The organism is Microbacterium sp. NPDC076911 (assembly GCF_040687125.1).
Classification (GTDB): Bacteria; Actinomycetota; Actinomycetes; order Actinomycetales; family Microbacteriaceae; genus Microbacterium.
In genome coordinates, this window is record NZ_JBFBMP010000004.1 from 1 (window position 1) to 14,663 (window position 14,663).

11 protein-coding genes are annotated in these 14,663 nt (G+C 59.5%); 4 read left to right on the top strand and 7 right to left on the bottom strand.

Annotated elements, in window-relative coordinates:
• Window positions 1–134: 134 nt before the first annotated feature.
• From AB0O81_RS07005 to AB0O81_RS07035, 7 genes are all read right to left on the bottom strand, one after another.
• The gene (locus tag AB0O81_RS07005) at window positions 135–2,894 is read right to left on the bottom strand and encodes an FAD-binding and (Fe-S)-binding domain-containing protein (protein WP_363583358.1); all 2,760 of its coding nucleotides are present in this window, start codon (window positions 2,892–2,894) and stop codon (window positions 135–137) included.
• 145 nt (window positions 2,895–3,039) lie between these two features.
• A complete protein-coding gene (locus AB0O81_RS07010; protein WP_363582654.1) occupies window positions 3,040–5,484 on the bottom strand; it encodes a hypothetical protein in 2,445 nt (814 codons plus the stop codon).
• The gene (locus AB0O81_RS07015) at window positions 5,468–6,298 is read right to left on the bottom strand and encodes a carbohydrate ABC transporter permease (RefSeq protein WP_363582656.1); all 831 of its coding nucleotides are present in this window, start codon (window positions 6,296–6,298) and stop codon (window positions 5,468–5,470) included. Before AB0O81_RS07015 ends, AB0O81_RS07010 begins: the two co-directional genes overlap by 17 nt.
• The gene (locus AB0O81_RS07020; protein WP_363582658.1) at window positions 6,295–7,131 is read right to left on the bottom strand and encodes a sugar ABC transporter permease; all 837 of its coding nucleotides are present in this window, start codon (window positions 7,129–7,131) and stop codon (window positions 6,295–6,297) included. The genes AB0O81_RS07015 and AB0O81_RS07020 overlap by 4 nt, the downstream gene beginning before the upstream one ends.
• A 77-nt stretch (window positions 7,132–7,208) precedes the next feature.
• Complete coding sequence (locus AB0O81_RS07025; RefSeq protein ID WP_363582660.1) at window positions 7,209–8,510, bottom strand: ABC transporter substrate-binding protein; 1,302 nt, start codon at window positions 8,508–8,510, stop codon at window positions 7,209–7,211.
• 51 nt (window positions 8,511–8,561) lie between these two features.
• Complete coding sequence (locus AB0O81_RS07030; RefSeq protein ID WP_363582662.1) at window positions 8,562–9,584, bottom strand: alcohol dehydrogenase catalytic domain-containing protein; 1,023 nt, start codon at window positions 9,582–9,584, stop codon at window positions 8,562–8,564.
• Between the two features lie 17 nt (window positions 9,585–9,601).
• Window positions 9,602–10,384: an IclR family transcriptional regulator gene (locus tag AB0O81_RS07035; RefSeq protein WP_363582664.1), complete on the bottom strand. Its 783-nt coding sequence runs from the start codon at window positions 10,382–10,384 to the stop codon at window positions 9,602–9,604.
• Window positions 10,385–10,591: 207 nt separating this feature from the next.
• Between AB0O81_RS07035 and AB0O81_RS07040 the strand changes: the two genes are divergently transcribed.
• The 4 genes from AB0O81_RS07040 (at window position 10,592) to AB0O81_RS07055 (ending at window position 14,629) form a co-directional block, all read left to right on the top strand.
• Window positions 10,592–11,608 (top strand): enolase C-terminal domain-like protein, encoded by a 1,017-nt coding sequence (locus AB0O81_RS07040; RefSeq protein WP_363582666.1) that lies wholly within the window; start codon window positions 10,592–10,594, stop codon window positions 11,606–11,608.
• Window positions 11,605–12,444 (top strand): amidohydrolase family protein, encoded by an 840-nt coding sequence (locus AB0O81_RS07045; RefSeq protein ID WP_363582668.1) that lies wholly within the window; start codon window positions 11,605–11,607, stop codon window positions 12,442–12,444. The genes AB0O81_RS07040 and AB0O81_RS07045 overlap by 4 nt, the downstream gene beginning before the upstream one ends.
• Window positions 12,441–13,511, top strand: coding sequence for a Gfo/Idh/MocA family oxidoreductase (locus AB0O81_RS07050; RefSeq protein WP_363582670.1), 1,071 nt, complete (start codon window positions 12,441–12,443; stop codon window positions 13,509–13,511). The genes AB0O81_RS07045 and AB0O81_RS07050 overlap by 4 nt, the downstream gene beginning before the upstream one ends.
• A gap of 125 nt (window positions 13,512–13,636) precedes the next feature.
• Complete coding sequence (locus AB0O81_RS07055; RefSeq protein ID WP_363582672.1) at window positions 13,637–14,629, top strand: GDSL-type esterase/lipase family protein; 993 nt, start codon at window positions 13,637–13,639, stop codon at window positions 14,627–14,629.
• Window positions 14,630–14,663 lie beyond the last annotated feature (34 nt).

A 14,663-nucleotide genomic window follows, 5' to 3' on the forward strand; every position in this document is an offset into this window, starting at 1 on the left:
GTAGAACGCGCCGTTCAGCTCGCGGCGGAGGTGCATTCGCCCTGGCTTCACGTCGTGGGCATCAAGCTCGTGCTCGACGGCGTCATCGATGCCTGTACGGCGGCGCAGCCAAGGTCCTGAACGACGCTCGGCCGCTAACCTGCCCCGTCGCCTCCTGGACGAGTCGCTGATGCCAATAGCTCGATCACATGCTGATACTCGGAACCCGTCGCGCGCGTCATGCCAAGCTCGCAGGTACGGTTGCAACTCGCGTGCGAGGTGGCGGCAAGCTCACGCACTTGCGCTGCCTGCTCGCGGGTCGCCGAGGCGGTCAGTTCTGGGTGAAGCATCCCGCGATCTCCAGCGAATGCACAGCAGCCCCACGCATCCGGAATCACGACCTTCTCAGCGACCGCATGCGCTAAAGCTTCGAGCTGAGTGTTGATGCCCAGCCGCTCAGACGAACACGTCGGATGGAGCACGAGCGTCTCGATCTTCTCGATCGACGGCAGGCGGGGCAAGATACGTTCCGCAACGAAATCCACCACATCGATGACCCGGATACGCGGTTCTTCCGTGTCTGATTGACTCAAGTGCACGAGCCCTTCGGAACATGATGATGCGTCACACACCACCGGCAGTTCTCCGTCGCGCGTTGCCGAGCGCAACGTTGACAGCATGCGCTGTTTCATGAAGGAGCCACCGCCGGAAAGCCCTTTAGACGACCACGGCGTGCCACAGCACAACGAATCGATGTCACTCGGCACGATCATCAGGATGCCAGCGCGCGCACACAGCTCCTCGAAGCTCTGCTGTACACCCGCACCTTCGCGAGCCGGTCCAAACATCACGTTGACACACGCCGGAAGGTAGACCAGTTCAGGAGACCCCACCGGGGCAGTGCGGGCACGCCCTCGTCCGCCGGAGGGCATTTCAGGCGACCACAGCGGCACGACGTCCGTACCCATAACGGCCCGCGCCAAACCGTTCACTCCGAGAACGATCGAGTCTAGCGAAGCCGGCAGTGCGGCGGTCGCCGACAGTGCGGCGCTGGCGGCCTTCGTCGTCACGTTCCATTTCGATGCAGCAACGGACCACACCTTTTTCTCAAGAGCGTGGTGCGCAGGCTCGCGCAAACGTCGCACCAGGTCGCCGGTGTTGATTGACACCGGACACGCCGTCTGGCACATGCCGTCAACGGCACACGTTTGAAGGCCTTGATACTCGTAGTCTTTTTCAAGCTCAGCCGCGAGCACGACATCACCTGATGCCGTCGCAGTGGCAATCGCGCGTCGAACAACTATTCGCTGCCGCGGCGTCAGCGTGAGCTGACGGCTCGGGCACACCGGTTCGCAATATCCGCACTCGACACAGCGATCCACCTCTGCCTCAACCGCGGGCGTGACCTTGATGTCTTTCAGATGCGCTTCGGAATCATCCGAAATCACGACGCCCGGATTGAGCGTTCCCTCCGGATCGAAAAGTTGCTTGACGTGGTACATCACCGCATAAAGTTCGTCGCCATATTGGCGTCGCACAAACGGCGCCATGACTCGACCCGTGCCATGCTCTGCTTTTAGGGAACCACCCTCACCAAGAATGAGACCAACCATCTCCTCGGTGAATGCCCTATACTTCGCTAGCCCCGGCCCCTCAAAATGGTCGGTGAGCATAAAGTGAATGTTGCCGTCGCGTGCATGACCAAAGATCACGCTGTTGTCGTAGCCGTATGCGTCGAAAAGCGTGATGAGTTCGGCGCAGGTTCTTGCCAGAGCCGGCACGGGAACGACGACATCTTCAAGCAACGCGGTCGTTCCAGACGGCCGACCGCCAGCGACAGTTGCGTACAGACCTTTGCGCGCATGCCAGAGTGACGCGCGCGTTGCTGGGTCCTCCGAAAGCACAGGAGGTGCGTGCAGGCGCAGGCCACTCAACGCCTCCGAGCCGATCCGCAGCGCCAAATCGAGCTCGTCCTGTGTTGAAGCCTGATATTCCACGAGAAACGCGGCATGGTTGTCGACGACTAGGTCCCGCAACACGGCGTGCGCATCGGGTTCACGCGCGCCCAGCCGCAGCGACGTCGCGTCCATCAACTCGATGGCCGTGGCACCCGTTGCTACCAGCTCTGGTAGCGCTTCGTTCGCCGCTCGAAGCCCATCGAAGACGACCAAACCTGTCGCGGCGTGGGTCAGCAACGGCACTGTACGGAAGACGGTTTCTGCGACGAAGCCGAGCGTGCCCTCGCTACCGATGACAAGGTGGGCGAGGATTTGAGCCGGGTCATCAAAGTCGAGAAAAGCATTCAGGCCGTAACCCATCGTGTTCTTCATGGAGAATTGATGCCGTAAGACGCGCACCGATTCCGGGTTGGCGCGAACTCGATCGCGAAGCTGAAGCAGTCCGTCGAACAGTGCCGGCTCGTCGCGGCGGAGTCGAGCATCGGCGTCGGGTGCCCCCGTGTCGACGAAGGTGCCGCTCGTCAGCACCACAACCATTGATTCAAGAGTTTGATAGGTGTTGTCGGTGGTTCCACACGCCATGCCGCTTGAGTTATTCGCTACTACGCCACCAATTGTGCATGCCGATTCGCTCGCCGGATCCGGCCCGAGCTTTCGACCGACTTTTGCTAGTTGAGCATTAACTTGACGAACTGTCGCGCCTGGCTGCACCCGCACGCGCGCACCACCGTCGAGAACGTCGATCGCGCGAAAGTTTCGCCGCACGTCTACGAGCACGCCGTCGGTTACGCCTTGACCGCTGAGGCTTGTGCCGCCAGACCGCAGTGTGATCGGCGCACAGGATGCGGAACTCGCTCGCAAGAGGCGTCCTACGTCTTTCGCGTCGTCCGCGACGACGAGCATCTTTGGCACGAGCAGGAAATGAGACGCGTCGTTCGCGTTCGCGAGCACATCTATCGCCCGCGTGCTCCCGCCGTCGCGCGAACCGCCGAGCCTGACATGCTCCGCGGTGAATTTGTCAAGATACGTCACAGCCCTTTTCGTCCTCTCGGCTCGCGCAGCGTTCGACTCAAGCGAAAGCTGCGCTCTCAGATCTGTTTCGCTACCAGCTGATGGTGAGCGCGCCAGTAACCCCGGCAATCTCGAGCACATCCGAGTCTGAGTTTCGTGTCGGCTCGATCGGCTGGCCGTCAAGCAAGACTCGGGCTGTGCTCGCGTAGCCCTTCGACACCATGACGGTCACGTTCGCCTCGACAAGGCCTCGCACATTCAGGCTTCTGCTAGTTCCGTACGGAAAATGCGCGATCTCTCGACACGAAAGCGTCCCTGCCGTCTTTTGGTCGACGAAAACACGCCCCTCATGATGGTACGACTTGCCAAATGGATAGGTCCCTACCCCATCTTCGATCCAACATTCCGTATGGGTGAATACCGGCACCCCATGCGGCAGTCGTAGTCGCGGCTGGGTCGTCAGGTCGGCCAAATACCCGCTAATCCAGTACGCGTTGTCATGGCGGTGAAGGGCTTGCACAGGCCGTGATGCGTGCAGCGTCTGCCGGCGTGAAGAGACGTGAGTTCCGAGATGCTCCAGCAAGCCCGTCAGTATGGAACCCGCATCGCGAAACAACGCCGGGTCAAGATGCTTGGGATTGCGTAGCCCGTGGTTGTCCACGGGCGATTTTTCAAACGTCGACGATCCGCGCACCCATGCCACAGTGCCCTCGCCCAACGCATGACTCGTCGCGTAGACCCGACGCGACTGCCCATCGGATACGTGCGCGTGCGCGACCACATCGGTGCTGTCGTCTCGCAGAACCTCCGACACCGGGCCACCCGAAAGTGCTGCGATGTGGCGAAGCACCGTGGATTGCATCCCTGATTGCACGCAGTCCTCGACTATGTCGCCGACGAATTGCAGGTCGCCTTCAATTCCCGTCGGTGATTCCGCGAGACCCAGCAGCACTTTGCCGGATGCGCTTGCGCGATCAATCGGACCGTATGCGAGTACTCTAGCGCCCGCAACCACGAGCTTGCGAAGCGCATTCACGCTACTCTCGGTGAGCGTGCGGGTCGGTGCCACGATTGTGCGATCGCGGAGCGCGCCACTTTTTGCCGCAGTCTCGAGCGCGCTCGTCGACACAACCGTATTGAGCGGCAGACCGGCGTTGAGCGCTGCCGTCAGATACCAGTCCTCAAAATATGGGTGTCGGATTGAATCCGGATCCCCGGCGAGGTCGTCGTGATATTCATCAAACGGATACAACCAGACCAACGGGCCCGCTTCATCCGGAGTTGCTTCGAGCGCTTGCAGGATGCGCGAGCCCACTTCTTGACCGACACGTCCGTCGAGTTGTCCAGCCTGAGTGTCGATCGCGAGTATCTGAATGTCTTGCGCCGTCTGGGCGCAGCCGTCGTTGTCGATTCGAGCGACGCTCAGCGGCAGGAAGATATCGAAGGGCTCGCGATTGTAGAAGTCCCACCACGGGTTTTGCCAGAACCAGGGGTCGTTCGCGTAAAAACGAAACAGAAAACCGTCCGCCGGAAGAACTGATATTCGTGAGAGATATCCTGACATCTCGATGCCGAAATCCTCGTTCAACGGCCCCCACGGCGAGTTCGGTGGCGGGTTTCTAAACTGACCGGAGGCGTAGATTTCGCGCGCAGGTGTGGCATCGCCGCCAATGTCGATGCCGGTCGTGAAATTCGTACCTCGAACTTCGACCGGGAACGTGCATGCTTGCCCAAAGTCTCTCCAGAATTGCAGCATGCTTTCGCTGGCGGCTTCGGCGCGCTCGGGGGCGAACGTGGCGCCGTCAAAAGTTTCACCGAGCGGCGTCCAGGAATATGCGCTGAACCCGAAACCATTAGAGAGCCACAGGTAGTCGAATCCCAGTGCACTCAGGTATGACTGGCTTTGCTTCCCGAGAAATTCACCAAAAGACGTGTCTTGAGCAATGCCTTCTGGGAAGGCCGCATACGGTTGCGCATCCTCGTTGAGACGGGAGTTGGCGCGTACCATTTGGATGAGCTTGCCGAGGCCCCGGTCTTCGCCACGTGCGACAAGCTCAGGGTGTCGTACGTACTTGAACGCAGACTTGGCGAATTCAGGCCCGGCGTCGAACGTGGCACCGACACTCACCGGCTTTCCCGTTGCCGCTTCGCCCACACGCTTGAGGGTCACAATAATGCGTTGAATGTCAGCGTATGTCAGAACTGGAATGTGATCGCTATACGGTTCGGCGATCATCTCCGGAGTAACGTTCACGCCGTAAGGGTCGACCTCGGTGTTGGAGAACCCCACCGAACTGGCCCAGGTGACCTCATCGGAAAGCTCGTCCCGCCACTCAAGGATCTCGCTCCCGTCAGCGATCCATAAGAGGATCGCAGTTGAATCCGCTGCGGAAATGAGATTCGCCCACTGTTCGAATACAGTGTGCGCCACGTTGTCGAGCGCATCCTGACTCCATCCACGAAACGGCTTGAGCGAGAGCTCGAGCCCGACGCGGGCAAGTGTGGAGGGGTGAGCTTGATCAGCCTTTGAGACCACTTGAGAATCCTTTGATGATGTATTTCTGAAGTACGAAGAAGACGATCACGATTGGAATGATCGCAATCGCGAGACCGGCGAAAATGATGCCCCAATCGGTTGCGTACTCGCCCTTGAACGCGAAGATTGCGACAGGCAGCGTTCGCTTGTCGGTTCCACCGAGGTACAGCAGCGGGGTGAGGAAGTCGTTCCACACGTGAATGGCGTTGAGCACGATGACCGTGCCGGTGACAGGCCGCAGCAGAGGGAAGACGATTTTGGTGAACGTCTGCATTGTGCTCGCGCCGTCAACATACGCAGCTTCCTCATAGCTGCGGTCTTGAGCTCGAATAAATCCGGCGTACAGGAAGACGGTTATGGGGAGGAGCGAACCGGTGTGAAAAATGATGAGGCTCGTGTACGACTGCAAAAGTCCGAGGTCACGCATCGTTTGGTAGAGCGGCACCATTCCTAGCTGAAGGGGGATCGTGATTCCCAACAGGAAGAAGAGGATCCCGATGTCACCCCACTTTCCTGTGGCTCGAACGAGCCCGTACGCAGCCATCGAGCCCAACGCAACGAGAAAGACCATGCTCAGGCTGGTGACGATCGCACTGTTGAATAGTGCTTGAGCCAGCGCAGCTTCTCTCCACGCCTCAATGTAGTTATCAAGATAGAGCGAGGTCGGCGGGCTGACAGCAGATACCGCGATGTCTTGCTTTGTCTTGAACGACATAACAAAAAGGACGTACACGGGAAAGATGAATGCGATTCCGATCCCTAAGAGCAAGATCTCGAGAAGCGCTGAACCGAATGTGGCGCGTAGGCGGGTCATACGTCTCTCTCGTATCGTCTGCTAATGGTGACCTGAATGAACGCGGCGAAGGCCACCAGAATCGTGAGTACCAGTGCGATAGCAGTTCCGTAGCCGTAGTTTCCGAGCACGAAGGCTTGCTGGTACATGATCAACGACAGTGTTTGCGTTGCGTATCCTGGACCGCCGCCGGTCATGACGAAAACCTGATCGAACAGCTTCAAACTACCGACCAGTGTCAGCGTCAATGCGATTGTGGTTGCTGGGGCGAGCAGCGGTCGCGTGACGTTCCAGAATGTCGACCATGCTCCGGCCCCATCAAGCGATGACGCTTCATATAGTTCGGCAGGAATCCGTTCGAGCCCAGCGATGAAAATGATCATCGAGACTCCGACGTTCTGCCAGATGATCGCCGCGATAACCGACCAAAGCGCAATTGACGGGTCACCGAGCCAACTCTGAACCAGAAAACCGAGCCCTAGCCCTTCGAGGACCGTGTCGATTGGGCCGCCTGGAGTGTAAAGGTACTGCCACAGCACACCAATGATCAATGGAGGAAGCACGAACGGGATGAAGAACACGGTGCGCAGGATGCCTGATATATGCAGGCGTGGACTGAGTAATACGGCAAGGAGCAGGCCGAGAAGCGTCTGGAAGAGGACGAGGCTCACCGTGATGATGAGAGTGTTTCCGAGTGCACCCAACGCGGCCCGGTCGCTCATGAGCCGAACAAAGTTATCAAGTCCAATGAACTGGGGGTCGTTGCGCCCGCGGGCATCTGTGAACGCGGTGACAGCACCCACGATGCTTGGGTAGATCATCACGAAGATGTAGACGACGAGGGCGGGCACCACCAGAACGAGTGTCGTGAGGGTGGCGCGCCGCCGGGAGGACCCCCGGCGGCGCACAGGTGGAGCCGGCGTGCTCAAGGTCACGAACGACCGATCGCGTAGGCTGCGTCCATCTCTTCGAGCAATTCGTCGATCGTAATGTCGCCTGTTAGAACAAGCTGACCGGACTGGATGAGAACCTGCTGAACCTCACCGTTCGGCCAGAGGTGCACCACGAAGGGCGCGACCTTGCTTTCTTCGATGAACGGTGCGAGCGTCTCAGCGACCTCGTTGTCCACGGGATCACTGTTGATGAATGCCGGCAACGTGCCCGTTGCTGCCGCAAACTCGCTTGAGCGGGCAGGATCAGATAGATAGGTCAGAAATGCCTTCGCCCCTGCAGGGTTTTCGGCTTCCGCGTTGATGGCGAGAAGCTCAGGCGAGAACGGCACCCAGGTATCTTCAGCATTGTTTGTGGCAGGCAGCGCAAATACGCCGATGTCATCAACGCCGTTTTCGAAGTACTCGGAGAGCTCCGAAATGTTGTTCGAGACAAGGGGAATCATGGCAGCTTCGCCGGTAGCTACGGCTTGCATGGACTGGTCGCTCGGCATGCCGAGCGGGGTCGGGGTGGTGTAGCCGTCTTCGATCAGTCCAAAGAACTTCTCAAACGTCTCTTTCCATCCCACTGACTCTGCGAAAGACGCATCGCCGTCCGCCATCTGTGCATCGATGTCGGGATCAACCCCGCTTACCAACGTGGCCGCAAGCATAAATGGCATGAACTGAATAAAGGCCGGAGTGCCGAGCCCGAGCGAGATGGGAATAAGTCCCGCCTCTTTGACGGTCTCGTTAACTTCAATGAACTCATCCCACGTGTTCGGTGCTTGGAGGCCGAGGTCGTCAAAAACCGACTTGTTGTAGTACATCACGATGCTTTGCGCCGAGGCAGGGTATGCATATACCTTGCCGTCGACCGACACAACATCACGCACGGACGCGGGCATCTCGTCAACCCACGGCTCGTCCGTAAGGTCGGCAAGGTAGCCCTGCTCGCCAAGCGGCACGGCGCCCACTGTGCCGTAGCCAAGCGAAGGGCGGAAGAGGTCCGGTGCGGTGCCCGAGTCGAGTTGGATTCGAAGTTGCTCGATGAGCGTGACTGCATCGACGAAGTCGGCATCGATTGCGACGCCCGACTCTTCTTCGAATGGTTCGTAAATCGGCTCAAGACCGGTGTTCTGCCCAGGCGTTATGAGTGCAGTGACGGTTCCGCCCAATTCGCCGGAGTCCGAAGGCTCCTCCGATGCAGACGAGCAGCCGGCCAAGACGAGCACGGATGCCAAGCCGAGGGCAGGGCCCGCGATGCCGGCGCGGCTGCGTCGACGCTGTGTAATGTGGGTCATGAGTTCAGTCTCCTTTGGTGAACAGTGCTTCTTTATCTTTTCGAGGGGGCCCTAGTCGTTATGGAATATGACTAGAACTTTGCTTTCGTCGCTTTTTCCATCAGCTAAACGGCGAAATGCACCGGGTCCCTCGTGGAGGGGGACCCGGGTACTAATGAGCGTTTCGAGTTGATCAGGTACCGTGGCGGCCCATTCAACTGTTTGCTCGAACTCAAGAGTCGAATAACAGAATGCTCCGACCACGGAGCGTTCATCGGTAGAAATACGGAATGCCTCAAGTTCGATCGAGGGGCTTCCCATCCCAACCAGAACGACGACTCCGCCTCTCCGCACGGAACGCAGCGATGTGTCGAGTGTCTTGCTGTATCCGACCGCGTCGATCACAACATCGACACCCAAGCCTTCTGTGAGTTCAAGTGCGGCGTCCACTTGATCACCGGTCGGAAGTAGTTCAGCGCCAAGCGCAGTTGAGAGTTGCCGACGTGATTGTGCAGGTTCACTCACGAGCACCCGTGCTGCACCGAGACGTTGCGCGGCGAGAATCGCGGCTTGACCAATCGGCCCAGCCCCGATGACAAGCACAGTAGACCCTCCATGCACTCCCCCGCGGATGCCGGCGTGATAACCCACGGCGAGAGGCTCGACAAGCGCGCCGTGGTGCGCAGGCATGTTTTGGGGCAGCGCGACCAGGTTCGTCGCGGGCACCGTGACATACTCCGCAAAAGCGGCGCTGATCTCTTCATTGACTCCGATGACCTGCCGGGATAGACAAATTTGCGCCAGGTCTGAGTCGCACGCGGGGCATGCTCCGCACGAGATCGTGGGATTAAATGTCACTGCCGCCCCGAGCTGCGGCACCGTTCTCGGATCGACCTCGCTTCCGTAGCCGACGACTCTGCCCACAGACTCATGGCCCATTACCTGACCGGGGAATCGACGGCCATTATGCCCGGTGAAACCATGAAGGTCCGAGCCGCAAATACCGGTCGCGATGGTGCGCACCATCGCCTCGTGGGGGGCGGGATCTGAAACTGGTCGTTTCGCCACGACCATTGTGCCGAAAGCTTCGAGCACTAGAGCATCCATTGTTTTCACGAACGTGCCACTCCTGAACTCAATCTTTCTGAGAGTGCCGCGGCGGCTTGCGTGAGCAACACAGTGGTCTTCTCCTGGTGTTCTTGGTCGAATCGTGCAGAGGGAACACTGACGGAAATCGCGGCGAGCACGTCTCCCGTTCGTGAGCGAACAGGTAGCGCGATGCATTGAATGCCGAGGATGAATTCCCCATTGTCATCAGCCCATCCGCGTTCACGGATCTGGGCAAGATCATTCTCGAGCGCTTCTACCGAGACGAGCGTGTTCTCAGTAAATGGCTCGAATGCATAGTCCTGGTAGCGCTCGCCAATTTGCGCAGGGGAGAGTCCAGCGAGTAGTGCCTTGCCGAGGCCTGTCGCATGCGCGGGGAGGCGGGCGCCCACCCTTTGGTCGAACACGAGAGTGTGCAGCCCAGTGCTTTTGGCGATGCACACGTTGTCGTGCTCGGAGAGAATCGCGAGCCTTACTGTCTCGCCGAGCTCGTCGCGGACTGCGTCGATGAATGGCTGCGCCCGTTGACTCAGCGTTTGCGCCGCATCGTACGCTTGGCCGACCTCCCACGCCCGCAGTCCAAGCGTAATTTCTTTGGTGGTCGGTTCGCGTTCAAGCCAACCCGCGTCGAGCAAGGCAGAGAGAACGTGGTGTGTGGACGACTTGGGCATGCCGAGCTGGCCGGCCAAGTCGCTCATCCGAACACTCCCCCCTGTCGCCGCAAGAAATTCGAGAATTTCCAAGGCGCGTGCAACGGCGGGAGCGCTTTCGCGCTTCGCTTCTGACATGATCACTCCACTGTGCTAAGCGTTCAACAGGTTGAACGCTTGTCTCGTATGTTGAACTGCTGTCGTGGACTCTACTAGGCTTGCCGTAACCAGTGCAACCCAGTGACGAGGAAGTCGGCATAACTCATGCAGATTCGCGACATAGCGATCAGGACCACACCGTTCTCTACCGGTACGTGGCTCGACGAAAGTAAAGTTTCTACCCCGATGTCCTGGTATCCCCAGTATTCGGAGCGCCGCAGCACATGGCGCGGCCCCGGCGGCGACCTTGTGTGGATTTACATCACTACCGATGATCCGAAGGTTTTCGGTATCGGGCAGACCCGCGGAGGCGCCGTAACAGCGGCACTGATCGAGCACCATCTGCGGCCTCTTCTGCTCGGTGCCCCTGCTCTCGAACGCACGCGAACCATCGAGCAGCTGTACCGCGCAGCACTTCCCTATGCCGCTGGAGGAGTTCTTTCGATGGGGCTGTCTGCCCTTGAGCTCGCGCTTCAGGATCTCGCAGCGCGCGCACTCGGCGTTCCTCTCGTTACGATGCTCGGGGGTGAACCTGGGCCCATCCCGTATTACCTCACATGTCCCGATACGCGCGCGATTCCCGATCTCGACACACAGCTAGTCGAAGACGCGCTGACCGTAAAAATTCCTATGCGATTCGGTCCGGCCGACGGTGTAGCCGGCTACGCGCAAAACCTGAATGACGTTGCCGCGGTTCGCGACCTACTGCCTGATCACACCAGTGTCTCCGTCGACTGCTTTATGTCCTGGGACATTCCCTACGCAACGGCATTCGCACAGGATGCGCGAAGCTTAGGGGTCCTGTGGATCGAAGAGCCACTTCTGAGTGACGACTTTGCCGGCTACGCCGAACTACGTGCTCGTGTGCACCCCATTCAAATCGCCGGAGGCGAGCACATCTTCGGACTCAATGATGCTCTTCGCTTCATGGACAACAGGTGCGTCGACGTCGTTCAAGTCGACGTCACCTGGTGCGGCGGACTAGCAACTGCATCGACGATCGGCACGATCGCTGCCGCTCGGGGTTTACGTTTTGCCCCCCATGGCGCCGCCATGCACCCGTGGGCCGTGCATCTACTCGGCGCGATGGGACCGGCGAGGCTCGCGGAAGTGCTTGTTGGCTTGGGCCATCCCGCCGCGGTCCCCAAGCCGTCACTCGAACCCGGTGTCGGAATCGAACCATTCTTGATCGGATTCTCATGATTTTCGATGCGCACTGCCACGCTTGGGAGCGTTGGCCGTATCGTACGTCCGTCCCCGATCCACGCACCCACGCCAGCACAACCACGCTCCTGCGCCGCATGGACGAAAATGGCGTGGGTCGCGCCCTGATTGTGGCTGCGAATACTGGCGGGCCCGGTGCCGCCACCGATAACGCCCATAACAACCGCTACGTTCGCGCGTCCGCCGCTGAGCACCCGAGTCGGCTGAGTTGGGTAGCTGACGTTGATTCTCGTTGGTCGCCGTTTTACCACACTTCTGGGGCTGCCGATCGTCTTGAACAAGAGTCGGCCGGAGCACAGGGCTTTACGCACTATGTCCGCGGCACGGATGACGGCTGGTTCAGCGATGCCGATGGGCACGCGTTTTTCGAGAGGGCAGTGAAATTGGGACTCGTCGCGAGCTTGCACGCTAAACCGCCATGGTTTCACTCGCTCAACGAACTGGCCGCGCAGCACCCTGAACTACCCATTTTGCTGCATCACCAAGGGCACGCAGAATCGGACGATGAGCTTTCCTTGCTCGCTCAGCTGAGTCGCCGGTCCAACGTCTTTGTCAACATATCCGGATTTCGGTATGTCTCAAGCTTGAGCTATCCGTACACAGATGCGGTGGAGCGTCTCCCCCGCATCGTAGATGCGTTCGGTCCTGGCCGACTGCTGTGGGGTTCAGATGCACCGGTCAGCACACAGCAGATCAGCTATCGCGCCACGATAGACCTCGTGAGGTCTGGTCTGAGCTACCTCGAAGCCGATGACGTCGCGAGGATTATGGGCGGCAACCTCGGGCGCTTGCTGGGCACGGGGGCGCTCGCATGAGAGACCCCCTACGCATTGCGGTTATCGGCGCCGGTTGGTGGTCCACCACCCATCATCTGCCCACTCTTCGCGCCCACCCGCTGGCCACGATCGAGGCAATCATCGAGCCGCGCGTCCCCCTCGCGACCGATGTCGCCCGAGACTATGACGTGCCCCTCGTATTCACAGACGTTGAGGAGCTCATCGCAAGCGCATCCATCGATGCCGCGCTCGTGGCTAGCCCCAATGCTCTCCATCACGGCGCAACGAAGGCACTCCTTGAAGCCGGGATTCCGGTACTTGTGGAAAAGCCGCTGGCTCTGACATCGACGGATGCGTTCGACCTCGTCGCTACAGCACAGAAACACGACTTGCTCCTCGCAGTCGGATATACGGCGCAATACGCGCCTGCAGCATCGAAAGCGCGGGTGTGGGTTCGCGAAGAAATCGGTGAACTTGTGCAGGTCATCATCGAGTTCTCGTCACGCGCAGGTGAACTTTTCGCTCGCACGTGCGCGGACAATGCGACATCGAGCTATTCCTCCGTCAACGGAAGCGGCCAAGCTATCACTCAGCTGAGCCACGCCGCCTCAGCGGTCTTTTGGACCACCGGAGAAAACGCCACTTCGGTTGGCGGGATGACCTCCAACAGGGGTCTGTCCGTCGACGTAGAGGATGCCGTGATCTTTCGACTCACGAACGGGGCACTTTGCTCAGCCGCCGCAACGGGCGCGCTCCACGCGAACATGCCGCTACGCCAAAGGATCCGATACATCGGAACTCACGGCACCGTGGATCACGATTTAATCGCCGGCAGCGCCGAATTACAACGTGCCGGCGGTGAGATCCTCCAGCTACGTTCCCCGCATATCGGACACGCGTATCCGGCGACCGAGCCGGCGCGAGAGTTCATCGAACTCTTGACAGGCAAATACCTTGGTGAGAATCACGGAGACCCGATCGCCGCGATGCACGCGGTTTCTTTCACCGAGGCACTGCACGCTTCGGCAGCTGCCGGCGCCTTCATCTCTGTAGCCCCATTCAGCGTGACGCCACCACCCGCACCAGAACCCGGAGATTTCGCGTGATCGAACTACCCCTTACCAACGTACGTGAGTTGATGCGCGGGACCACTTTTTTTCGCACGAGTCACGGCGCGCTAGAGCCGCTTCGTTTGCCGGAGTGGACGAACTCACAACATGCAGATAGCGCCATGGCACGCGTGGCAGACCAGTCGGCCGGCATATTTCTTGATTTCTTGACGGCAGCGTCGGTATTGGAGTTAGATGCGCTACTCGTGCGCACTCTCCCCCTCGAGGCAGCAGATTCCGCCAGGCCGGCGGTGTTCGAAGTGACCGTTGATGGTGAGCCGACCGATCGGGTGGTGTCGACCGGCGGCACCCGTGTGCGGGCACGTTCGGCCGACGATATTGACCGCAGTAGCCACGATCCTTTCATTTCAATACGCTTCACTCTGGGTCCTGCTACTGGGGCCGAGCGTCGTGTTCAATTGTGGTTGCCTCACACTGCAAATGTCACCATCCTTGCGCTGCGCAGCGATGGCACCGTGACGGCCGCGCGACCAGAAACTGCCACGAAGTGGATCCACTATGGGAGTTCGATCAGTCACAGTGCCGACGCCGACGGCCCTCTGGGTACCTGGCCGACGGTAGCCGCACGGCAGCTGGGCTGGCAGCTCACCAATATGGGTTTCGGTGGCCAGGCGATGCTCGACCAGTTCGTCGCACGCACCATTCGGGACCTGCCCGCCGATGTCATTACGCTTAAAGTCGGCATCAATCCGCTCAATGCCGATGCGCTGCGGGTGCGAACGTTCGGTCCCGCCGTGCACGGATTTCTCGACACCATTCGAGATGGCCATCCCGAGACTCGAATCGTGCTGATCTCCCCCATTGCATGCCCTGCTCACGAGCACATACCCGGACCGACCGTTCTTTCCGCGGGCGCACAGTTCGTCGGCACGCCCGACCGGGGCGATCGACCGGGCGTCTTGACCCTCGAACTTGAACGCGACATCTTGCAGCGACTTGTCGCCCAAAGAAACGACGCCTCGCTGCTATTCCTCGACGGTCGATCTCTTTTCGCTGAGGCCGATGCCGCGCATCTCTACGACGGGCTGCACCCGGACGCCGCGGGCTACAAACTGATCGGCGACCGCTTCGCCGAACTGTTCTCTTCTTTCTGACTACCGACCATCACCTAAAACACAGACACAAGGA

Bases quoted from the DNA above. Each gene is read 5' to 3' on its own strand.
- AB0O81_RS07015 (WP_363582656.1), bottom strand. From the start codon at position 6,298: ATGACCCGCCTACGCGCCACATTCGGTTCAGCGCTTCTCGAGATCTTG.
- AB0O81_RS07025 (WP_363582660.1), bottom strand. From the start codon at position 8,510: ATGACCCACATTACACAGCGTCGACGCAGCCGCGCCGGCATCGCGGGC.
- AB0O81_RS07035 (WP_363582664.1), bottom strand. From the start codon at position 10,384: ATGTCAGAAGCGAAGCGCGAAAGCGCTCCCGCCGTTGCACGCGCCTTG.
- AB0O81_RS07040 (WP_363582666.1), top strand. From the start codon at position 10,592: ATGTCCTGGTATCCCCAGTATTCGGAGCGCCGCAGCACATGGCGCGGC.
- AB0O81_RS07045 (WP_363582668.1), top strand. From the start codon at position 11,605: ATGATTTTCGATGCGCACTGCCACGCTTGGGAGCGTTGGCCGTATCGT.
- AB0O81_RS07050 (WP_363582670.1), top strand. From the start codon at position 12,441: ATGAGAGACCCCCTACGCATTGCGGTTATCGGCGCCGGTTGGTGGTCC.
- AB0O81_RS07055 (WP_363582672.1), top strand. From the start codon at position 13,637: ATGGCACGCGTGGCAGACCAGTCGGCCGGCATATTTCTTGATTTCTTG.